Here is a 21,807-nt window from a genome sequence, read left to right as displayed (position 1 = left end):
CGTTTTTTTTAATCTTGATTACCGGCCTGCGCGATGACTTGTCAGATATGTGATAACTGAAAGGGGTGGGGCTGCTGAGAGTTGAAAAAATTTCTACTAAAAAAGTATCTGAACGTGTAGAAGAGCATTTGGAAGCCTCCATTCGTTCCCATAAGTTTCAACCTGGAGAGAAACTGCCATCGGTCCGCGAATTATGTGACCTTTTTGGGGTGGGAAGATCCGCTGTAAGAGATGCGATCACTTCATTAAAAGGAAAAGGTCTGGTAGAAACCAGGCAGGGTGAGGGGACTTACGTCTGTCGCTTCGACACCGCTAAGCTGCTTCATCAATTTTTACTTTTATCCAACCAACAATCTATCGAAGAATTGTTTCAAGTGAGGGAGATATTAGAGCCTGGTATGGTAAAACTGGCAGCCCAACGGCGGACCTCCGAAGATCTACAAGCAATGGAACTGGCCATGAACGAGATGAAGACGAAGGAAGGTGAGGGGCATGAGCAGTCTGATTATAAATTTCACCTTCATATTGCTGAGGCTTCCGGTAATCAAATTCTCTATAGGTTGATGGATTTTATTTCCTCATCTATTAAACAATCAATGGTTGAATTTCACTGTTCGATCGTATCGGATCCATTGATTTTAGAAGAAGTCATCGAGCAGCATGCGCTCATTTTTGAAAAAATTAAGGCGGGGGAAGCTGAACCTTCAAGTGAAGCTATGTTGAATCACTTGGAGTTTGTACGAAACCTTATGCGAAAGTACGATCAGGAGAAATCTCTGGATATTGGTAAGTAAAAGAAGTTTTTTTATGCATAGTAAATCCGTTCTTCTTAATTAACAAACAAAAGAGGTGAATGAAGTGGATTTTCAAGCGTCACATCCGGGACAGCAGAATGGTTCATCGGTTTCTTTAGTCGATCGATTCGGAAACAAAGGGGCTGCTGTAGTTACACCAAAAAGTGAAGATGAAATCTCAGAAATCCTTCAGAAGGCAAATCAAGAGGGGAAGAGCGTCTCCATTGAATCTGGAGGGAGTAAACGTGGATATGGAGGGATAAAAGAGAATTATGATTATACCCTTTCGATGGCAGAGTACAAAGGAGTAGTAGAGCATAACGTTGGAGACATGACTGTCACTGTACGAGCAGGGACAACCATAACAGAACTCCAGGAATTTCTACAGGAACACCATCAAATGATAGCCATCGATCCGAATTGGCCCGATCAGTCCACCATAGGAGGAGTCATTGCCGCAAATGAAAGCGGTCCCAAAAGGTTAAAGTACGGTTCGGCCAGGGATCTTGTGATTGGTTTACGAGTGGTATACCCAGACGGGCAAGTCATTCGGACTGGTGGCAAGGTTGTTAAAAATGTAGCTGGTTATGACATGAATAAGCTGTTTATCGGAGCTATGGGAACGTTAGGAGTCATTACAGAAATCACCATGAAACTACGGCCGATCCCTAAATATGAGAGTCTTGTGCAAGTATCTGCTTCAGAGGACCGGATTGATGACTTAAAGCAGCTTGGTGTGAGCATTCAGGATTCTATGAAGGAGCCTGTTACGCTTGAACTACTAAACCCCGCTTTATCGAAAAAAATGATCAACCGTGAAGCGTATACGCTGCTGATTGCTTTTGAGGATGTAGAGAAGTCGTGCCGTGATCAGGAGGAGTGGATCGAAAAGCATAAACCTGATGGATGCTATGCAGAAGTGCTTACCCAACAGGAAGCGCAGAATTTTTGGAAAACGTTTAGGTCGCATGCTCCTAACAGCCTTACAGATAAAGCTGCTGAAATTACACAAGCAGTGGTTAAGGTAGCAAGTAAAAACATGGACGTTTATCAAATCATGAAAGAGTCAAAAAGCATTGAGCTGGAACATGACGTGAGTGTAGAAGCCCACGGTGGTCTGGGGCATGGAATTAGTCACTATATAGTGTCTGGAAAAGGAGAAGAAGTTACGGCAGCTGTATATCATCTGCGCAGGATCACGGAAGTGAGGAAAGGGTATGCCGTCGTAAAACACCTTTTGTATGACTTGAGAAATCAAATCGATATATGGGGCGGAAAGACGTCGTACTTCTTTTTGTTTGAAGGAATCAAGCACACGATCGATCCGAACAATACATTGAACCATCAACGGTTTATAGGAGGGATATAAATTGCTTAAGGAAATGGCAGCGTCCGGCCAAACTGCACCCTGCTCATCAGCAAGTATAAGCAATTATTTCAGCAGCGATCATCCGGATGAAAACAAATGGATGGACTGCGTACACTGCGGCATGTGCCTAGAAGCCTGCCCTACCTATTTGGAAACAGGGCAGGAACAGCACTCCCCGCGCGGGAGAGTACATTTGATCAAATCAGTAGCGGAAGGAAAAATTCAACTGAATGAACAATTCGCTGATCCTGTTTTTCAGTGCCTGGACTGCCGCGCTTGTACAACGGCCTGCCCGGCCGATGTCGATGTGGGCGGCTTGATCGAGGAAGCCCGCGGTCAAATTCGGCAGGCGATGCCTCTCAAAGGTTGGAAAGGTGCGGTCAGCATGTTTTTCTTAAAAGGTTTGTTCCCCTATCAGGAGCGAATGCATACACTCAGCGGCCTGCTTAAGTTTTATCAGCGGAGTGGTTTGCAGAAGGTTGTCCGTAAAACCGGAGCGCTGAAGGTGATGCCTGACCATCTGGCCAATATGGAGAGCATCATGCCGGCAATCAAGCCATCGGTACAGAAGAAATATAAGGATGTCGATGTGATACCTGCTAGAGGAGTTCCAAAAGCCAGAGTTTCGATGCTGACAGGCTGTATTATGGATGTCATGTTCGGGGACATCAATCAGTCCACCATCAACGTACTGACCCATAACGATAATGAAGTGACCATTCCGAAGAAGCAGACATGCTGTGGAGCCCTGCATGTGCACGCAGGGGATCGGAAAACGGGAAGGAAGCTTGCCAAGCAAAACATTGAAGCCTTTGAAAACTCGGAGAAAGTCGTCGTCAATGCTGCAGGCTGTGGTTGTGCGTTAAAAGAATACCCGGAACTGTTTAAAGATGATCCTGAGTGGAAAGCCAGGGCAGAAGCTTTTTCAGAAAAAGTGGAAGATGTATCTAAATACTTATATGATACGGGTTATGAAAAGCCGCAGAGCCCATTGAACAAAAAGATTACGTATCATGATGCCTGTCACTTAGCCCATGGACAGGGCGTCCGTCATGAACCGAGACAAATGCTTAAGGATATTCCAGGTGTCGATTACACGGAGTTGTCGAATGCTGATACGTGCTGCGGAAGCGCCGGAATCTATAACATTACCAATCCTGAGATGGCTGAGGCGGTATTAGATCGAAAAATGGAGGATGTGCCGCAAGAGGTTGAAATGATCTCGATGGGGAATCCAGGCTGCATGCTGCAGATGGCTATGGGAGTGCAGAAGTATGGGCGAAAAAGCGAAATTGTTCATACCGTTCAATTGCTGGACTGGGCTTACCAAAAAGACAAGCAAATGATCCAGGGTGATAGGTCAAAAGCTGCTGCAGAGAAGGGGTGAGAGTGATGTTTAAAAACAAGAAGAAAAAGAAAACGCAGAGAGATCCGCATATTAACAAGCTGATTGAGATTGTAGGGGAGAAAGAAGTTCTTTATGAAGATGCGGATCTGTTGTCTTATGATTGTGATGGCTTCACCGTACACAGAGCGATGCCTAAAGCCGTTGTTTTTCCGGAAAATACGGAAGAAGTGGCGGCCATTGTCCGCTATTGCTCTATCAATGACATCCCTTTCCTTGCCCGTGGTGCGGGGACAGGCTTAAGCGGAGGGGCCATTCCTCTAAACCGTGAAGTGATCATCAGCTTAGTGAAAATGAAGCATTTGCTTAGTGTGGACTATGAAAACCGTCAAGCCGTGGTCCAGCCTGGATTTGTCAATTTGAAATTGACGAATTCCATTTCGGACAAAGGGTATTATTACGCTCCTGATCCATCCAGTCAATATGTATGTACCATCGGCGGTAATGTCGCGGAAAATGCGGGTGGTGCCCATTGTCTGAAATACGGGGTGACCACGAACCACATTTTAGGTCTTGAAGTCGTTTTGCCAAATGGAGAGATTATTGAGATTAGCGAAGATGGGGTGCCGGATAGCCCGGGGTATGACGTGATGGGACTTTTGACAGGTTCGGAAGGGACGCTTGGCATCGTAACAAAAATCACCGTACGGATATTGAAAAATCCAGAAGGAAAGCAAACGGTGCTTGCTTACTTCGACCATATAGAAGACGGGAGCCGTGCCGTTTCCGATATCATTTCTGCCGGCATTGTACCCGCTGCGCTTGAAATGATGGACAAGACAGCGATTGAAGGAGTCGAAGCCGGATCTTATCCTGTTGGGCACCCGGATGATATTGAAGCACTTCTATTAATTGAAGTGGATGGAATTTTAGCGGGAATCGAGGAACAGATTGACCAAATCCTCTCTGTCTGTAAGGGGAGGAACGTGAGGGAAGTGAAAGTGGCCGAGAGTGAAGAAGAACGAGGAAGATGGTGGGCGAACCGCAAAACAGGGTTCGGAGCGATGGGAGCCATTTCAAGGGACTATCTCGTCCAGGATGGTGTGATTCCGAGAAGTAAACTTCCAGAAGTGCTGAAGAATATTTCAGAAATCAGTAAAGAATCAGGATTGAGGATTGCAAATATCTTTCATGCAGGAGATGGTAATCTTCACCCATTGATCTTATTTGACTCCAGCAACCCCGGGGAAACGGAAAAAGCGTTAAAAGCTGGAACGGCCTGCTTGAAAGCCTGTTCCGACGTAGGAGGATCAATTACTGGGGAGCATGGCGTCGGCATAGAGAAAAAAGAAGAAATGCGATTTGTATTTACAGACGAAGAATTGGAAGCCCAAATTAAAATTAGAGAAGTTTTCAACCCAGACGACCTGCTGAATAAAGGAAAGCTTTTTCCAACGCCGAGCCGCTGCATGGACGTAAAAAAAATCGTTAAAGACACGGTAGCCGTTCAATAATAGGAGGAGAGACGTTTATGAAATTTGCTAGATTTACGTACAAAAATGAAGTCCAATATGGTGTCGTCACAAATGATGACATCAGTCTGATCGAGGGACCAATTTACGGGGGATGGGGCTATACAGGAGAAGTTCTGCCACTAGATCAAGTGAATTTGCTGGCTCCCGTCGTACCGGAAAAGATCATCGGCATCGGAGCGAACTATGTGGGCAGTAAAGAAGAAAAGCCGGATCAATTGCCAGAGATCCCGGTCTTCTTTTTCAAACCTGCTTCTTCGGTAGTCGGAACTGAAGAAGAAATTATAATGCCACGAGGAATTGATGAAGTTAAATTTGAATCAGAATTGGCTGTCATTATTGGAAAAGAAGCTAAAAATATAGAAGAAGATGAAGTGCTGGATTATATTTTCGGCTATACAATCGGAAACGATGTGACGGCGCCGCAGCTTTTTCATGAAAACGGCCATTGGACATTAGGAAAGGCATTTGATACCTTCACGCCGATTGGTCCATACATCGAAACGGACCTGGATCCGTCCAAGGTTTCGGTCAAAGCGGACATTAACGAAGTGGAAACGCAGAACAGTCCAACTGATCTCATGATCGTATCTTTAACGTACATGGTCTCTTATTTGTCGAAGGTGATGACACTGAAGCCGGGCGATTGCATTTTAACGGGCAGTCCTTTAGGAGCTCATTTTATAAAAGACCAGGACGTTGTGGAATGTAAAATCGATGAAATCGGCACATTGAAAAATCGATTAGTAAAGACCTCTGTTTCTGTAGAATCATAGATGAACAGCAATCACTCTTCATAAAAACATCATTACTCCCTAAATATATGGCTATGTTTAAGGTGGTTGTTGATATTGACAAGTAAGTTATTCAACAATATGGCAGGATAGTGGAAGACTTGAATTCGAGATAATCGGGGTTCGTGGCCAGGTTGCCAGTCAGGGGTGGTTGGGAAGCTACTCGCTTTCCTGTGGGGGAAGTGGCGAGCTTCCTCGGGCTTGCAGCCCTGTGGGATCTCGCCTACGTCCTTCTCCCACGTGAGTCTCGCAGCTTCCCAACAACCCCATTCGATGAAGGTGAGAAACGAACCCTCACATGAGCGTTTTTCCGATTCCAGCGGAATGAAAATATTGCGCTTGGGTATGACACACTACATGGATGGAGGAGGTGTATGTCTACCGCTAGCCATGTTCTGAGTGAAAAACTTCATAAAGGTTCTAAGGTGCTGAAGTACTGTCATAAGAGTTTCCGTTCTACTAATGATCGGCAAAGAGCTCCGGGAAATCGCGAGACTCCTGTGGGAAGAGAGTGCTTGGTGAGACCCCGGAGAGCGAAGCTCGAAGGAGGCTCACTGCGCTCCCAAGGAAAGGGAGTGATTTCCCGGAGCTCTTACCTCTGTTAAACATAACGGAAACAGTGCAAACATCTCCAAGCTGAGTCTTCCACTAAAGTATATGAATATCAACACTGAACTTTAACAAAGCCAAATATATAAATCGAACGGGGAGTGAGGGAGTTTTTTTGGAAAAGATGGTAATTGGGCAACGAGATGTTCCAGGGGTCCAAAATATAGATTTGGGTCTGCGGAACAATTAAATAGTAAAAATAGCCCGTTACAATGTCGGAGTATGTAAATAATACAATATTTGAATATTATTGAAAATAGTAGGAGGTAACTTTATAATAAATAGAAAGCGCTTTCATTATTGTTTTTTGAATGGTATTTGAACCCATGTTTTGTCAGGAGAAGCGAAAGGAGGGAAGGAGTATTCACCGGAAGCATTTGACAATAAAATCAATGGAGGGTGAATCATGAATACTGGAACATTAGCACTTTTATCACTTTTACCGATCATTGCCGTAGGTGTTTTTCTCGTAGGGCTCAGGTGGCCGGCAAGCAAAGCGATGCCCATCTCGTACATAGTAGCTGTTTTACTCGCGTTGTTTGTATGGCAGGTACCTGGTGCAACGGTAGCTGCTGCTTCTGTCAATGGGTTAGTTGTCGCCGGGACGCTTTTATATATCATCTTCGGAGCGATTCTATTATTAAACACGTTGCAGGAGAGTGGAGGTCTTAAGACAATCAGGCAAGGGTTTATTGATGTGTCGCCAGACCGGCGCATTCAAGTGATTATCATTGCCTGGCTGTTTGGTGCTTTTATTGAAGGGTCAGCAGGGTTTGGAACGCCGGCAGCGGTTGCTGTTCCACTGCTCGTTGGGTTAGGGTTCCCAGCTATGGCTGCTGTAATTGCTGGGATGGTGATTCAGAGTACACCTGTTTCCTTCGGTGCTGTTGGGACACCGATTCTCGTTGGGGTTCAGTCCGGACTGGCAGCTGACGCCAGCATCACGGATAACTTTCTGGCTTTAACGACTATGGTCGGCGGCCGTGTCGCTATTCTTCATGCCATTGTCGGTACACTGGTTCCTTTATTCGTTGTGGCGCTCATGACTCGCTTTTTTGGTAAAAACAAGTCATTCAGCGAAGGCATCAAAGTTTGGAAATTCGCCTTATTTGCAGCCTTTGCGATGACCATTCCTTATGTGATTGTCGCTAATGTACTTGGTCCTGAGTTTCCGTCCATGATCGGCGGTCTAGTCGGACTGGCAATCGTTGTTCCTGCTGCTAAAAAAGGCTTTCTCATGCCTCCTAAAGAAGAGTATTGGGATTTCGAGGAACAGTCCAAGTGGGATCCTTCATGGACCGGAAAAATCGAGATTAAGGATATTGCTCACAAAAGTGGAAAAATGTCGATGTTTCAGGCATGGATGCCTTACATTTTAGTAGGCTTATTCCTAGTCATGACACGATTGACCTTCCTGCCTTTAAATGAATGGTTAACCTCGGTGAATGTGACGATGCCAAACATTTTTGGTACGGAAATAACAGCAAGCTTCCAGCCACTCTATTTACCAGGCACCATTTTTGTCGTCGTATCCCTCATCACGTTTGCGATTCATCAAATGAATTTCAGGTCTTATAAGAGCGCTTTGACTCAATCAGGCAAAACGATGATCCCAGCATCCGCTGCCCTTCTTTTTACCGTACCCATGGTTCAAGTGTTTTTGAATTCCGGTGGAGGAGCAGCAGGTTTTGGAAGCATGCCGATTGAGCTAGCCAATGGAGTCGCCGCCTTAACCGGGGACTTGTGGCCGCTGTTCTCTTCCTTTGTTGGCGGTCTCGGCGCATTTATCGCAGGAAGTAATACAATCAGCAATATGATGTTCTCACTGTTCCAATATGACGTTGGCGCTCAAATCGGCGTCGATGCCACCTGGATTGTTGCTCTGCAAGCCGTAGGGGGAGCAGCCGGAAATATGATTTGCGTACACAACGTTGTAGCCGCTTGTGCTGTCGTCGGATTAGTCGGTAAAGAAGGGGATATCATTAGAAAAACAATCTTCCCATTTCTCTACTATGCCACTTTTGCCGGAGCCCTTGGGTACTCCATCGTATGGACAGCGGAGAAAGGAATTTTCAATATCGGAACTGTCGTCGCAGCGATCATTACGACAGTTGCCGTCTATATTATCGCTACGAATAAAAATCGTGATCCATTGGCTAACCTTCAGCAAAAACGAAAAACCGTATAACTATAAAAAGGGAACCTCCACCGTTGGAAGTTCCCTTTTTTACTAGCTTATTAAAAAGATTTAACGCCGATATAGTGATCCTGCCAGTAGTCGATGCTCATATCGGCTACTTCAACTCCGTTACTGCCAGAGTGGATCATTTTGTTATCTCCAATATAAATACCGCTGTGAGATGCGCCTTCTGTGTCATATGTTCCTTCGAAGAATACAACGTCCCCAACACTTGGAGATTCGACTCTTTCGCCGTCATATAACCACATGTCACTTTCTTTTCTATTTAAGTCAATGCCAACTTGATCGAAAACATAGAGAATGAACCCACTGCTGTCAAAGCCGTCTGGAGTTGTTCCACCCCATACATATGGCGTGCCGATTTGATCTTCTGCGATGGAAACCACGTCAGATTGCGAAGCCGAGTCATCAGAAGAAGGTTCTTCAGTTGTTGGTTCTTCAGTTGTTGGCTCTTCCGTAGTCGTTTCTTCGTTCGTGCTGTCATCAGAATTAGAAAGCGCAGACTCTGTTTCTGGTCCTACTAAACCGTCTACAGCTAGCCCTTGATCAGCTTGGAAATCTCTTACCGCTTCTTCTGTCAGAGGTCCAAAAATACCATCAAGGTTTGATGTATAATATCCTTCTGCCTCGAGATCAGATTGTACAGACTTTACGTCTTCTCCTTGAGCTCCGTTACTTAATATAGACGTTTCTGCTGAAGTGCTTGATTCCGTTGAAGTAGGGTCTGCCTTCGCAGAAACATTTTCTGTTAAAACTGGTGTTAGTGCTAACGTCGTGACGAGTGCTGAAGAAATCACATACTTTCGCACAGACTGAGATGACTTAACCATGTAAAATCCTCCTAAAAATTGAGTTATTCAGTTTGAAATCAGGAAAGCAGATAGCTCAACAATTGAGGATCATATGTAATCCTTGCTTAAATGAATTGAAGCTTACTATGTCATTCACGTGATCTTTCAAACTAGAACCTAGTCTATCAGACAAAAGTCGACAGCAGGTTTCAAACAGATTAAGCTGACTTTATATTCTTTTTACAAACAATTAATACAATTCTGCTGTTGAAAATGCCAGGTCTGAGGTGATAAGTGTATAATGGAAAAATAATCCTTGAGTTTGGAGGGGGAGTATGAAGAAAGCCAATGTCTTTTTTATGTTTGCTTCGGGTTTATTAATACTCCAAAACCTTATGCTATCCATAGGTGGAGTCGTTATGGCACCCGACAATGAAATCATCATTTTAATGTCAGGATTAATTCCAGCAATGATCTGGATGGCTGTTTTCCTCTTGTCGAAAAGAAAGAAAGAAGTAATCACTCTTCCTATTTATTTAGGGTTGACATTGTTATTTGGGATGCATTTTTACCTGTTAACAACCAAGAAATCATATGGAATAATTAAAATCATAGAAATTTGGACTATGTAGAGAGCCGTGAGGTTGTGGGGAAAAGCAGGTTTGATAGTCTAAAAGAAGAGGTGGGACAAAAGTAGTGGTCAAAAACAAATATTCGTATAATAGCAGATGCGAGGGAGCATTAGGGTACCAGGTACCGAAAAAGGTAAAAGAGCGAAGTGCCAAGTATGAATTTCGGTACCTGGTACCCGGTGGATGATTTTATGCTTTATTCGGTTACGTTCCAGCCTAGATTTGTAAGCAGAGATTTACAAGGGAACTTTGGGCGGCCGTGCTAATTATGATCCCATGCAGGAAGCATATGACTAAGGGGTTTATCTTTTCGGTATCCTAGGACATATTCTGCCTGCATAATGGTGTGGATTTCACGTGTTCCTTCATAAATGACGGGGGCTTTTGAGTTGCGCAAATAGCGTTCGACGGGATATTCACTGGAGTACCCATAAGCTCCATGAATTTGCACCGCATCGTCAGCTGCCTGATTAGCGAAGTCGCACGCCTGCCATTTCGCGAGTGATGTTTCACGGGTGTTGCGCACGCCTTTATTCTTCAACTCTCCCGCACGGTAGACGAGTAAGCGGCTCATCTGAAGACCGGCTTCCATCTTTGCGATCATCTGCTGTACAAGCTGGTGCCGCCCGATTTCTTTGCCGAATGTCTCTCGGGCGTGGCAGTAGTCAATGCTGGCTTCTAAGCAAGCCATAATTTGACCGCACGCTCCTGCGGCTACTGTAAATCTTCCATTATCTAATGCCGCCATCGCAATTTTAAATCCATCTCCTTCTTGTCCCACTAAATTTTCTTTTGGCACCTTCACTTGGTCAAAAAACAGTTCACCTGTGTTTCCGGCACGAATCCCAAGCTTGCCTTTCGTCGCTTTCGAGGAGAACCCTTCCATCGTTCGTTCAACAATAAATGCTGAGATGCCGTGGTGCTTTTTACTTTTATCTGTGTAAGCAAAAACGAGAAAGTGATCAGCCGTGTCACATAAGGAGATCCACGTTTTCTGACCGTTTACTATATAACTATCTCCGTCTCGTTTTGCTGTTGATTGCAAAGCCGCTACATCTGAGCCGGCACCTGGCTCGGTTAACCCGAAGGCGCCGATTTTTTCCCCTTTAGCCTGTGGAATGAGATACTTCTGCTTTTGCTGCTCCGTTCCCCATTGCAGCAGCGTCATACTATTTAACCCCGTATGCACAGAAACCGCCGTTCGAAAGGCCGTATCGCCCCGTTCTAACTCTTCGCATACAATCGCGAGCGAATTGTAATCCATACCGCTCCCGCCATACTTCTCAGGAATACAGACACCCATCAACCCTAAATCCGCCAACTTATTTAAAATGTCCTTATCAAAATAACCGTTCGCATCCCACTCGCTGATAAAAGGCATAATTTCTTTATCTGTAAAATCTCTTACTGTTTTTCTCAGCATCACTTGCTCATTAGTAAAATCGAAATTCATATACACACTCCTTAAATCGTGTTCTTGTTTCGCAATTGCTCAATTATTTTCTTCTCGTAGCCAAGCGCCTGCAGAATTTCTTCCGTATGTTCACCAGGTTCCGGAGGGTGCCGCTTGACTTCAATAGGGGTGCGCGACAGCTTTAACGGACTGCCAATCATTTGAATCTCGCCCGCTTTAGGATGGTCCGCCGAAACAAACATTTCTCGAGCTTTCAGCTGCTCATCCTTCACGACATCCTCTACCGTTTGAATGGCACCAAATGGAATGTTGGCTGCTTGACATTTTTCCTTCCAATAGCCAGTTGTTCTTTTAACGAACGCTTCTTGTAAAATTTCAGCAAGTAACGTTCGATGGGCCACCCGATCTGGATTCGTGTGAAAACGAGGATCTGCAGCTAATTCAGGAGCTTCAATCACCATACAAAGGGAGGCGAACTGCGTATCATTACCAACAGCAACAACCATCTTACCATCAGCCGAGTGAAACGTTTGATAGGGGACGATGTTGGCATGATGGTTGCCTAATCTCTCAGGCACACGGCCTGACATTAAATAATTGCTCCCAATGTTGATCAGTGAGCTGACGGCTGAATCATAAAGCGATAAGTCAATCTTTTGCCCGATCCCCGATTGAGTCCGTTCAAGCAGAGCCGCTTGAATCCCTATACACGCGTATAACCCCGTTAAAATATCCGTAATCGCGACGCCGAGCTTCTGCGGACCAGAGACATCATCTCCTGTAATACTCATCAGACCGCTCATCGCTTGAATGATAAAATCGTACCCTGGTAAATGTTTATAGGGACCGGTTTCTCCGAAGCCTGTAATTGAACAGTAAATTAATTGGGGGTTGATGGTTTTTAATTGCAGATAATCGAGACCGAGCCGTTCCATCGTTCCAGTTTTGAAATTATGCAGCACGACATCGCTTTGACGGACAAGTTTCCTAATAATCTCTTTGCCTTGCTTTGATTTTAAGTTGACGGTAAGGCTCTTTTTATTGCGGTTGGCACATAAATAATAAGCACTGACCCCCTCTTTAAAAGGGGGACCCCACTTTCTCGTTTCGTCACTTCCTCCGGGTGCCTCGACTTTAATCACGGCAGCTCCAAGGTCACCTAAGATCATCGAACAGTAAGGTCCGGCAAGCACCCTTGTTAAATCAAGTACTTTTATGCCTTTTAACGTCTCCGTCAGGTTGATCACACCCTTTCTATCTAAGGAAAAAGCCAGCTGAACCCATACGATGTATGAATCCAACTGGCTTGGGATCTGCTGGGTCAGGCTGGTAAAGGATTGTCCTACATTACACGTTATTCAGTGAATGAACAAAATATGATCAGTAGATCAATAGAAGGTAAAAAGATCTATCATGAAACGAAATGATCGCTAATAGGATAGAACAGTGGGACAACCCGTTAGGTAAGTTTGAGAGAGATTAATTTGATTTTAGGGGTTGAAGACATGCAGTACGGGTCCAAACAGGTGAATCGTTTACCTCCATATCTTTTTTCCGTATTTCATCAAAAGAAGAAAAAGCTTCAGGATCAGGGGATCGACGTGATCGATTTAGGAATCGGGGCACCCGATTTACCAACCCCATCTTTCATCATAGACCGGCTTGCGGAAGAAGCCAGAAAACCAGAGAATCATAAATATTCTCCTTATGGCGGCTGCTCGGAGTACAAACAAGCTGTGGCTGACTTTTATAAGAAGCACTACAGCGTCACATTAGATGCAGAGACAGAGGTGCATGCGCTGATAGGTTCTAAGGAAGGAATTGCCCATTTTCTAAGCGCTATCCTTGATCCTGGAGATGGAGTGCTTGTGCCTGACCCTGGGTATCCCGTCTATCAATCAGCGATTCATTTAGCTTACGGCAAAGTTCTCCCTTTGCCGCTTCATGCAAAGAAGGGGTACGTTCCACAGTTTGAAAAAGTGAAAGAAGCTGATTGGGAGCAAGCGAAGCTGATGCTTTTAAACTATCCAAGCAATCCAACGGGAGGGACGGTCGAACGAGAAACGTTTGCTGAGGCCGTTGCTTTAGCCAAGAAACACAAGCTTTGTATGGCTCACGACGCGGCTTATGATCTTGTCACGTTCGAAGATTATAAAGCACCAAGTTTACTGCAGGTGCCCGGGGCAAAAGAGGTCGCTGTCGAATTTGGATCGTTGTCTAAGAGTTTTAATATGACAGGGTGGAGAATCGGCTATGTCGTTGGTAATAAGGAGCTTATTCGAGCATTATCCATCGTGAAAAGTAACATGGATACGAGCCAGTTTTTAGCCATACAAAAAGCTGGAGCGGCTGCTTTATACAGTGATTTTTCTACCATTAAAGCAAACAATGCGATCTATCAAGAGAGAATGAAAGAAATGATAACCGCTTTAAAGAAAATGGGGATAGAAGCAGATCAGCCAAGAGGGACCTTTTTCATTTGGGCAAAGGTGCCCCAGGGTGAAACCTCTCAAACGTTTGCGGAGAAAGTGTTGGAGGAAGCTGGAGTCATCGTTACACCAGGTACAGCTTTTGGAAAAAGGGGAGAAGGGTATATTCGTATTTCTTTATCGGTTCCTACCGAACGGCTGCAAGAAGCTGTTCATCGATTGAAAAAAATGAATGGAGGAGGGTCTCCTTGAAGATCCACTATCAACCTCAGCTGTTAACGAGTGCTCAAGCCATTGTGAAATGTATCAAGATCGAAGAGATACCTAATGTGTTTTGTGTTCCCGGTGAAAGCTACCTCCCTGTTATGGATGCCATTTTTGATGAACCGAGCATTGAACTGATTTCCACAAGACATGAAGGCGGTGCTGCCTTTATGGCGGAAGGGTTTGCGAAAGCCAGTGGGAAGCCGGCGGTCGTTCTGGCAACTAGAGGAGTAGGCGGAGCCAACCTGGCTATAGGCGTCCACACGGCGTATCAGGATTCTACTCCAATGGTCGTGTTTTTAGGCCAGGTGCACAGTCAATTTAAAGGGAGAGAAGGGTTTCAGGAGGTTGATTTGGAGAGGTTTTTTGGTCCAATCTCGAAATGGACCGTTGAAATTCAAGAGCCCTCAAGAGTACCTGAGCTTGTGCAGCGAGCGTTTAGAATCTCTCAAACCGGTCGTCCTGGTCCTGTCGTCATTTCTTTACCTGAAGATTTGTTAAGCAAGAAAGCCGAGATGGTGTTTACTCGTGCTGCTGTAAAGCCTGCACCAAGTCCTTCATTACGTGAAGTTCACGAGATCGAGCAGCGATTACAAGAAGCAGAGCGTCCTGTCGTTATTGCCGGTGGAGGAGTGAAAAACTCCGGAGCCGAAGAGGAATTAATCAAATTTGCCACCACATTTAGTCTTCCCGTTCTGAGTGCTTTTCGCAGACACGATGTGTTTCCAAACAATCATCCACTGTACGCGGGCCACCTTGGATTAGGAGGAAATCCTAATATCGTCAATACCATTCAGGAAGCGGACACAGTAGTTGCGATAGGTACGCGACTCTCTGAAGTCACGACACAGGATTATTCTCTCCTGGGAAGAGATCAGACACTGGTTCATATTGATATTGATTATGAAACGCTAGGAAAAGTGTACCCTCCAGACGTTGGCGTGGTCTCGGACGCGAAAGAAGCGTTGCAGCGTTTAGCATCCATCCACGCGCCAACTAAATGGACAGCCTGGTCAAAAGCTCGCCGGCAAGCTTATGTTGATTCCACACTTGCCATCAAAGGAAAAGAAACGACGAATCAGAAGATGATCTCCATTCTGCAAAACCGTCTGCCCGCTGGCACGATTCTTACCAACGATGCAGGTAATTTCGCTGGCTGGCTGCATACATTTTTTCAGTTCAATCAAAAGAACACATACATTGGTCCTACCTCGGGAGCAATGGGTTACGGCATGCCCGCGGCGTTAGGCGTGAAAATCGCGCAGCCAAACCGGACAGTCGTCTCGCTTTCAGGTGATGGGGGATTCATGATGACGATGCAGGAGCTTGAGACAGCTGTACGCTATAGCATCCCGGTCATCAGTATTGTTTTTAACAATGGGATGTACGGCACCATTCGCATGCATCAAGAAATTCATTTTCCATATAAGAAAATCGGTACAGATTTAGGTCACGTGCCTTTTTCAAAAATGGCTAAAGAATTAGGGGCAATTGGATTTTATGTAGAAACTCCAAAAGAATTTGAACAAGCCCTTACTAAAGCCATATACGCAGAAAAGCCTGTCGTTATTGAAGTCGAAAGCGATCCTGAACAAATTTCAGTTGCTTCAACCATTCAACAAATAAGAGATCGCTCGAATTAAAGGAGGAGTGAAACGATGACTCAAAAACTCATGAAAGAAGAAAAGCTTCGAAATTTTATAAATGGAAAGTGGGTGGCACCTTCTAGTGAGAAATATGCAGACGTTACGAATCCGGCAAATTTAGATACCCTCGTCCAAGTTCCATTATCCAGCATACAGGACGTTGAGAAAGCAACAGCAGCAGCGAAGAAGGCTCAAAAAAGCTGGGCTCTCTTGCCTGCACCTCAGCGAGCTGAGGTTCTCTATCGTGTAGGCGTGCTCATGAAAGAGAAGAAGGAAAAGCTGTCACAGTTATTGACGATGGAAAATGGAAAAGTAATCGAAGAAGCACGCGGGGAAGTGCAGGAAGGCATTGATATGGCCTTTTATATGGCGGGGGAAGGCCGTCGTTTATTTGGACAAACGACGCCTTCTGAACTTAAGGATAAATTTGCGATGAGTGTGCGCGCCCCTGTTGGTGTTGTCGGCATTATTACGCCTTGGAATTTTCCGATTGCCATTGCCACGTGGAAGTCATTCCCAGCTATAGTTGCCGGCAATGCCGTCGTCTGGAAACCGGCTACCGAAACGCCAATTATGGCCTTTGAATTAGCGAAGATTTTTGAAGAATCAGGGTTGCCTGAAGGTGTCATTAACGTCGTTTTCGGATCAGGATCCACCGTAGGAGAAGCGATGATCGAACAGGGTGACATCCGCGTCATTTCTTTTACAGGCTCGAATGAAGTTGGACGCACGATCGCTGGAAAGTGTGGTCAGCGTCTTAAGAAAGTTTCCCTTGAAATGGGCGGGAAAAATGCAGTGATCGTCATGGATGACGCCGACCTGTCTTTAGCGGTCGAAGGAATTTTATGGAGTGCGTATGGGACGAGCGGACAGCGGTGCACGGCCTGCAGTCGAGTGATGGTACATGAGAGTGTCAAAGAGCAACTGGAGGATCGTCTGCAAAATGAAATTTCCAAGCTGACGATTGGAAACGGGTTAGATGAATCGATTAAGGTCGGCCCCATTATTAATAAGAGCGGACTTGAAAAAATCAAAAGCTATATTCAAGTAGGTAAAGAAGAAGGAGCGAAATTACTGGCCGGCGGTCACGTGCTGGAGAGTGGTGATCACGCGAAAGGAAATTACTTTGCTCCAACTTTGTTTACGGATGTAACGTCGGATATGCGCATCGCGCAAGAAGAAATTTTTGGGCCGGTTGTATCATTGATTCCGGTAAAAAATTTAGAAGAAGCGATCGAAATTAACAATAGCGTCGAGTATGGATTATCCAGCTCTATTTTTACTCGGGACGTGAATCAAGTGTTTGCGGCCCAGCGAGATTTAGATACAGGAATTGTGTATGTAAACGCCGGCACAACTGGTGCCGAAATTCACCTGCCTTTTGGCGGTACAAAAGGAACAGGTAACGGCCATCGGGATTCTGGTGTAGCTGCGTTGGATGTGTTTACCGAGTGGAAAGCCGTGTACGTTGATTTCAGCGGCAAGCTGCAGCGTGCCCAAATTGATGTGGAGTAGATGTTGTTAGTGGCTTAAGAAGGAGGCGGACTATGAAAGTAGCTGTTCTAGGATCCGGTTTAATGGGAAAAGAAGCGGCCCGTGATTTAGTCCAAAGCAATGGAGTGATGAAAGTCGGGCTGGCTGATTTAGATGTAAAAAGAGCAGAGGCTGTATGCCAGGCGATTAACTCTCCAAAAATTCAGGCTTATAAAGTTGATGCAGGTAATGTGGCTGAATTGGCTGCGTTTTTGAAATCATATGATGTCGTCATTAATGCACTGTTTTACTCTTTTAACGAGATTGTCGCTCAGACCGCAATTGATGTAGGTGTAAGTTCCGTCGATTTAGGCGGTCACATCGGTCATATTACCGATCGGGTACTGGATCTACACGGGAAGGCAAAAGCTGCTGAAGTAACGATCATTCCTGACCTTGGCGTTGCGCCCGGGATGATTAATATATTATCAGGTTACGGTGCTAGCAAACTTGACCAGTTAAACTCTATTCGACTCTTTGTCGGGGGAATACCTGTCCATCCAGAGCCCCCGTTAGAATATAATCACGTGTTTTCGATGGAAGGGCTGATGGATCATTATACAGATCCATCCACGATCATTCGAGATGGTAAACTGCGAGAAGTCGACTCTTTGAGTGAAGTTGAGCGATTGTATTTTGACCGGTTTGGCCCGTTAGAGGCGTTTCACACGTCTGGAGGAACTTCCACATTACTCAAGTCGTATTCATCGATCGATACTCTTGAATATAAAACCATTCGTTACCCCGGGCACGCGGAAAAAATGAAACTGCTCGTGGATTTAAAACTGACAAGAAATGACTATGAAGTGGAGATAGGCGGCGTTAAAGTGAAGCCGCGAGAAGTACTGCTAAAAGCGATTGACCCGATCGTTTCTTTAAAAGACAAAGATGATGCCGTGCTCCTTCGCGTCTGTGTCGGCGGTGTGAAAGATGGCAAAAACACCACCTACCAATATGAAATGGTCACGTACAAAGACCGGCTCAATCAAGTGACGGCGATGGCCCGTGCAACTGCGAATACGATTTCAGTCGTCGCTCAAATGATCGGAAATCAATCGATTACGAAAAGAGGGGTATTTCCACCAGAGCAGGCGGTGCCAGGAGATCTGTATATAGCTGAGATGTCGAAAAGAGGCGTCGTTATTTCGGAGGAGTTTTTCCAGGAGAAGTAGTAATTTAATAAACCAAAAAAAGACCAGAACTCTGTGGAGTTCTGGTCTTCTTGTCGTCAGGAGTGAGCACCGGGTACCAGGTACCGAAATTTACACTTGGCACTTCGCTCTTTTACAGTTTTTTCGGTACCAGGTACCCTTATGAGTCTACCAATTCCTTAATCTTGCTATTTCGTTCTTCTTGTTCTTTTACAGAGGATAAATCATATTTTTTCAATAAATGGAAAAGCTCATTTAATTCTTCTTGAGAAGGACTTTCGTTTAAGAACGAATTCGATTCAGCATACAGTTTACCAGGCAGGTAATCCTTTTGGCCTTCCAGCTTCTTTCGTGTATCTTCAACGGTATGATCAATGTTGCATGAACCCATCTGCTTCACCTCATCTCTTCCTTTTGTTGATCCACTGCAAGAATCACTCTCTCTGGGTGGGAGTACACGTTAAACGAGCCGCCACGGATAAATCCGACCGCTGTTATATTTAAGTCGTCTGCCAGCTGGACCGCTAAATCCGTAGGTGCTGACTTGGACAATACAATCCCAACTCCTATTTTGGCTGCTTTTGTTAAGACTTCTGAAGAAATTCTGCCGCTAAAAACAAGAACTTTATCTCTTACAGAAATTTGATTTAATAAACAGTGCCCATAAAGTTTATCTAGCGCGTTGTGTCTGCCAATGTCCGTTCGGCCGACCACCATTTCTTCACTCGTGCAAATCGCAGCATTGTGAACACCGCCGGTTCCTTTAAAGACGTGGCTGTTTTCCTGCATTTGCCGCATGAGCTTAATGCATTGTTCAGCAGTGATTTTCGTGTCAGACATAGAAGTTTTAGCTGTCTGCACATCATTTTGAAAATAAAATTGACGGCTTTTCCCACAGCAGGATCCGATAAAACGCTTAGAAAAGTCACGCTGGTTATTTATTGTTTTACCTTCCGCCAAGTCAACATAGGCAAACCCTTGTTCCTCATCAATCTTGAGCTCTTTTATATCTTTTCGAAAACGGATCACGCCTTCTGAAGCTAAGAAGCCAATGACCATCTCATCAAAATGAGCAGGGGTACATACCATCGTCGCAAATTCTTCTTCATTGACGAAAATTGTCATTGGAAATTCTGTAACGATAACGTCTTCCACTTCATGGAATTGTCCATCCTTAAATCTTACAATCGATTTTTTTACACTCATATTTTCATCCAAGCAATCACCTCACTTAACAACTCTGATAGTTGTCACCTTACTAAAAATAGAACAAAAAGGAAAGAACGAAGGCAGGAAAGGTTGAAATATGCAAAAAACAATTGAAATTTTTTTCAAAAAAAGATACGATCTATAATAGATTCATACATTTGTCACATTTAAGGTGCGAGACAGCGACCCTGTCGTCGACTTAAGTGCTTTTTGTGTAAGCGATTACTTTTGGTGTAAGTAGAGTGCCTGCTTAAGCTAAACGTCGTCTCTTTCTTTTGTGTGGGGAAAGTCCCTTTACAAAAGGAAGATTCGGCGTTTTTTTATTGAAGAGAGGGAGTGAATGGAATGAAAAAAACAAAAAATCGCTGGTTGATAGCTTTGTCTGCCGTAGGAATTCACATTTCGATTGGCTCGGTTTATGCATGGAGTGTTTTTACGAATCCACTGATCGACCAATACGGATGGGATCTCAGTTATGTATCGTTAACGTTTAGTATTGCTATTTTGTTTTTAGGCTTGTCTGCCGCTTTTATGGGTCACTTTGTAGAAAAACACGGGCCCCGCCGATCGGGCATCGTATCCGCCACTTTTTTTGGTGTTGGTATGATGGCATCTGGAGGAGCTGCGGCTCTTGAATCGATTTGGCTGCTTTATGTTACATATGGAATATTAGCTGGAATTGGACTTGGAATTGGATATATTACCCCTGTTTCAACACTAGTGAAATGGTTCCCGGATCGCAGAGGATTAGCTACGGGGCTGGCCATTATGGGCTTTGGCTTTTCAGCCATGATCGCAAGCCCCATTATGGCCACACTGATTGAATCAGTTGGAATTCCAGCTACATTTTTAATCTTAGGGATTGTATATTTTATTATTATGATGGCTTCCGCTCTTTACCTTGAACGACCCCCTGAAGGGTACATGAAAGAATTTGTTCAGGAAAAAAAGAAAACACCGGACCTATCCCAATTAACGGCCAACGAAGCCGTCAAAACGAGACGCTTCTGGTTATTATGGGTGATGCTCTTTATCAATATTACATGTGGGATTGCCATTCTATCTGTGGCTTCACCTATTGCTCAGGAAATTGCTGGACTTTCTGCAGGAGCTGCAGCGACAATGGTTGGCATCATGGGATTCTTCAACGGGGCCGGGAGAATTGCCTGGGCTTCCATTTCGGATTACATGGGACGTCCTAATGTCTATACGACGTTCTTTTTAATACAAATCGTTTCTTTTTTTGCATTGCCAAGTGTTACTCACGCCTTGTTATTCCAAGTGATCCTTTTCTTAATCATTTCCTGCTATGGCGGAGGGTTTGCCTCTGTACCGGCTTACATTGGTGATCTTTTTGGGACGAAGCAATTAGGTGCCATTCACGGATATATTTTAACAGCTTGGGCGGCGGCAGGATTAGTCGGTCCCCTATTAGTTTCCTGGATCCGTGAAGTAACCGAAAGCTATGTATTAACGCTATCGATTTTTGGCATTACGTTAATCGCTGCGCTGTTCGTTTCTTTATGGATTCGCGTGGACATCAAAAAGTTGAAGCAAATGAATCAGATCAAACAAGAAAAAGCTGCGCAGAAGTTGTCTAGTTGACTTTTTAGGCGTACGCTTATAATCTTTTAATAAACGAAAAAAGGTTGAACATCCATGAATAAATACGAAGCGGAATTTAGTAACCTAGTAAAATCCTTTCGGAAAAAACATATGGGCAAAGGCCCAAGGAAAATTAATACAACGTTTTGTAAGAATTGGGCCATTTGTGAGATGGAAGGCAATTTGTCTCCTGTAGAGAAGTTTATTGCAAACGGTCAAGACGGCAAGCAAATGCTGCGTGCCGCACGTACAGAAATGGTCAAAGAAATGTATCGAAACAACCATCCTGTAGAAATGGAAGAGTTTCTGCAAAGTGAGTTTGTCGATCTTTTCGTAGATATTGATATTGAAAAAGATTTTGGCATGTCGATCTTTGTGTTTAGTGAAGATATACAAAAAAAGTTTTCATAAATTAAATATGAGGTTTGGCACTTCGCAGCGATCCTGCTAAAGACTTAACCACCGATACAAGCCCTTCGCGCCATTAGGT

The 21,807-nt window shown here is 44.5% G+C and carries 18 protein-coding genes; 13 read left to right on the top strand and 5 right to left on the bottom strand.

Translation table 11 applies throughout. From position 1 onward, the window contains the following. The first annotated feature begins 65 nt into the window (after positions 1-65). The 6 genes from IEV27_RS05100 (at position 66) to IEV27_RS05075 (ending at position 8,631) form a co-directional block, all read left to right on the top strand. Positions 66-794 (top strand): FadR/GntR family transcriptional regulator, encoded by a 729-nt coding sequence (locus tag IEV27_RS05100; RefSeq protein WP_229734838.1) that lies wholly within the window; start codon positions 66-68, stop codon positions 792-794. 64 nt (positions 795-858) lie between these two features. Continuing rightward, on the top strand, positions 859-2,163 hold the full coding sequence (locus tag IEV27_RS05095; RefSeq protein WP_188376358.1) for an FAD-binding oxidoreductase: 1,305 nt from the start codon (positions 859-861) through the stop codon (positions 2,161-2,163). 13 nt (positions 2,164-2,176) lie between these two features. Continuing rightward, on the top strand, positions 2,177-3,550 hold the full coding sequence (locus tag IEV27_RS05090; protein ID WP_188376357.1) for a (Fe-S)-binding protein: 1,374 nt from the start codon (positions 2,177-2,179) through the stop codon (positions 3,548-3,550). A gap of 5 nt (positions 3,551-3,555) precedes the next feature. Continuing rightward, positions 3,556-5,022 (top strand): FAD-binding oxidoreductase, encoded by a 1,467-nt coding sequence (locus tag IEV27_RS05085; RefSeq protein ID WP_188376356.1) that lies wholly within the window; start codon positions 3,556-3,558, stop codon positions 5,020-5,022. A gap of 17 nt (positions 5,023-5,039) precedes the next feature. Further along, positions 5,040-5,816, top strand: a complete 777-nt coding sequence (locus tag IEV27_RS05080; protein WP_188376355.1) for a fumarylacetoacetate hydrolase family protein — start codon at positions 5,040-5,042, stop codon at positions 5,814-5,816. A gap of 1,033 nt (positions 5,817-6,849) precedes the next feature. Continuing rightward, positions 6,850-8,631 carry an L-lactate permease gene (locus IEV27_RS05075; RefSeq protein WP_188376354.1) on the top strand — a complete coding sequence of 594 codons (1,782 nt, stop codon included), beginning with the start codon at positions 6,850-6,852 and terminating at the stop codon, positions 8,629-8,631. A gap of 50 nt (positions 8,632-8,681) precedes the next feature. Here the strand turns inward: IEV27_RS05075 and IEV27_RS05070 are convergent, their stop codons facing one another. Continuing rightward, positions 8,682-9,473, bottom strand: a complete 792-nt coding sequence (locus IEV27_RS05070; protein ID WP_188376353.1) for a C40 family peptidase — start codon at positions 9,471-9,473, stop codon at positions 8,682-8,684. A 296-nt stretch (positions 9,474-9,769) separates the two neighbouring features. On the opposite strand from IEV27_RS05070, the gene IEV27_RS05065 reads away from it, so the two are divergent. Beyond that, on the top strand, positions 9,770-10,066 hold the full coding sequence (locus IEV27_RS05065) for a hypothetical protein (RefSeq protein WP_188376352.1): 297 nt from the start codon (positions 9,770-9,772) through the stop codon (positions 10,064-10,066). 262 nt (positions 10,067-10,328) lie between these two features. Here the strand turns inward: IEV27_RS05065 and IEV27_RS05060 are convergent, their stop codons facing one another. Then, the gene (locus tag IEV27_RS05060) at positions 10,329-11,519 is read right to left on the bottom strand and encodes an acyl-CoA dehydrogenase family protein (RefSeq protein ID WP_188376351.1); all 1,191 of its coding nucleotides are present in this window, start codon (positions 11,517-11,519) and stop codon (positions 10,329-10,331) included. Between the two features lie 11 nt (positions 11,520-11,530). Next, positions 11,531-12,718, bottom strand: a complete 1,188-nt coding sequence (locus IEV27_RS05055) for a CaiB/BaiF CoA transferase family protein (protein WP_188376819.1) — start codon at positions 12,716-12,718, stop codon at positions 11,531-11,533. A 267-nt stretch (positions 12,719-12,985) separates the two neighbouring features. Here IEV27_RS05055 and IEV27_RS05050 point away from each other — a divergent pair, with 267 nt between their 5' ends. Genes IEV27_RS05050 through IEV27_RS05035 form a run of 4 tightly spaced genes read left to right on the top strand, consistent with a single transcriptional unit; the run spans position 12,986 to position 18,524 of the window. Then, entirely contained in the window at positions 12,986-14,161 is a 1,176-nt protein-coding gene (locus IEV27_RS05050; RefSeq protein WP_188376350.1) for an LL-diaminopimelate aminotransferase, read from the top strand. Further along, positions 14,158-15,816, top strand: a complete 1,659-nt coding sequence (locus IEV27_RS05045; RefSeq protein ID WP_245345287.1) for a thiamine pyrophosphate-dependent enzyme — start codon at positions 14,158-14,160, stop codon at positions 15,814-15,816. Before IEV27_RS05050 ends, IEV27_RS05045 begins: the two co-directional genes overlap by 4 nt. Before the next feature lie 15 nt (positions 15,817-15,831). Continuing rightward, complete coding sequence (locus tag IEV27_RS05040) at positions 15,832-17,334, top strand: aldehyde dehydrogenase family protein (RefSeq protein ID WP_188376349.1); 1,503 nt, start codon at positions 15,832-15,834, stop codon at positions 17,332-17,334. 32 nt (positions 17,335-17,366) lie between these two features. After that, positions 17,367-18,524 carry a saccharopine dehydrogenase family protein gene (locus IEV27_RS05035; protein ID WP_188376348.1) on the top strand — a complete coding sequence of 386 codons (1,158 nt, stop codon included), beginning with the start codon at positions 17,367-17,369 and terminating at the stop codon, positions 18,522-18,524. Positions 18,525-18,663: 139 nt separating this feature from the next. On the opposite strand, the gene IEV27_RS05030 is transcribed toward IEV27_RS05035, so the two are convergent. Both IEV27_RS05030 and fdhD read right to left on the bottom strand, forming a co-directional pair. After that, a complete protein-coding gene (locus tag IEV27_RS05030; protein WP_188376347.1) occupies positions 18,664-18,894 on the bottom strand; it encodes a group-specific protein in 231 nt (76 codons plus the stop codon). Between the two features lie 5 nt (positions 18,895-18,899). Further along, complete coding sequence (gene fdhD / locus IEV27_RS05025) at positions 18,900-19,721, bottom strand: formate dehydrogenase accessory sulfurtransferase FdhD (RefSeq protein ID WP_188376346.1); 822 nt, start codon at positions 19,719-19,721, stop codon at positions 18,900-18,902. A gap of 336 nt (positions 19,722-20,057) precedes the next feature. On the opposite strand from fdhD, the gene IEV27_RS05020 reads away from it, so the two are divergent. Together IEV27_RS05020 and IEV27_RS05015 are read left to right on the top strand one after the other, a co-directional pair. After that, a complete protein-coding gene (locus tag IEV27_RS05020) occupies positions 20,058-21,317 on the top strand; it encodes an L-lactate MFS transporter (protein WP_188376345.1) in 1,260 nt (419 codons plus the stop codon). A 54-nt stretch (positions 21,318-21,371) separates the two neighbouring features. Further along, on the top strand, positions 21,372-21,728 hold the full coding sequence (locus IEV27_RS05015) for a Na-translocating system protein MpsC family protein (RefSeq protein ID WP_188376344.1): 357 nt from the start codon (positions 21,372-21,374) through the stop codon (positions 21,726-21,728). Positions 21,729-21,807: the final 79 nt, after the last annotated feature.

The sequence above is a fragment of the Halobacillus andaensis genome, assembly GCF_014636475.1.
In the GTDB taxonomy this organism is placed as follows: domain Bacteria; phylum Bacillota; class Bacilli; order Bacillales; family Halobacillaceae; genus Halobacillus_A; species Halobacillus_A andaensis.
This window is presented reverse-complemented; position numbering and strand designations above follow the sequence as displayed.

Excerpts from the sequence above, each read along its gene's own strand:
- IEV27_RS05090 (WP_188376357.1), top strand. The coding sequence starts at position 2,177 with ATGGCAGCGTCCGGCCAAACTGCACCCTGCTCATCAGCAAGTATAAGC.
- IEV27_RS05085 (WP_188376356.1), top strand. The coding sequence starts at position 3,556 with ATGTTTAAAAACAAGAAGAAAAAGAAAACGCAGAGAGATCCGCATATT.
- IEV27_RS05080 (WP_188376355.1), top strand. The coding sequence starts at position 5,040 with ATGAAATTTGCTAGATTTACGTACAAAAATGAAGTCCAATATGGTGTC.
- IEV27_RS05075 (WP_188376354.1), top strand. The coding sequence starts at position 6,850 with ATGAATACTGGAACATTAGCACTTTTATCACTTTTACCGATCATTGCC.
- IEV27_RS05070 (WP_188376353.1), bottom strand. The coding sequence starts at position 9,473 with ATGGTTAAGTCATCTCAGTCTGTGCGAAAGTATGTGATTTCTTCAGCA.
- IEV27_RS05065 (WP_188376352.1), top strand. The coding sequence starts at position 9,770 with ATGAAGAAAGCCAATGTCTTTTTTATGTTTGCTTCGGGTTTATTAATA.
- IEV27_RS05060 (WP_188376351.1), bottom strand. The coding sequence starts at position 11,519 with ATGAATTTCGATTTTACTAATGAGCAAGTGATGCTGAGAAAAACAGTA.
- IEV27_RS05050 (WP_188376350.1), top strand. The coding sequence starts at position 12,986 with ATGCAGTACGGGTCCAAACAGGTGAATCGTTTACCTCCATATCTTTTT.
- IEV27_RS05040 (WP_188376349.1), top strand. The coding sequence starts at position 15,832 with ATGACTCAAAAACTCATGAAAGAAGAAAAGCTTCGAAATTTTATAAAT.
- IEV27_RS05035 (WP_188376348.1), top strand. The coding sequence starts at position 17,367 with ATGAAAGTAGCTGTTCTAGGATCCGGTTTAATGGGAAAAGAAGCGGCC.
- IEV27_RS05030 (WP_188376347.1), bottom strand. The coding sequence starts at position 18,894 with ATGGGTTCATGCAACATTGATCATACCGTTGAAGATACACGAAAGAAG.
- IEV27_RS05020 (WP_188376345.1), top strand. The coding sequence starts at position 20,058 with ATGAAAAAAACAAAAAATCGCTGGTTGATAGCTTTGTCTGCCGTAGGA.
- IEV27_RS05015 (WP_188376344.1), top strand. The coding sequence starts at position 21,372 with ATGAATAAATACGAAGCGGAATTTAGTAACCTAGTAAAATCCTTTCGG.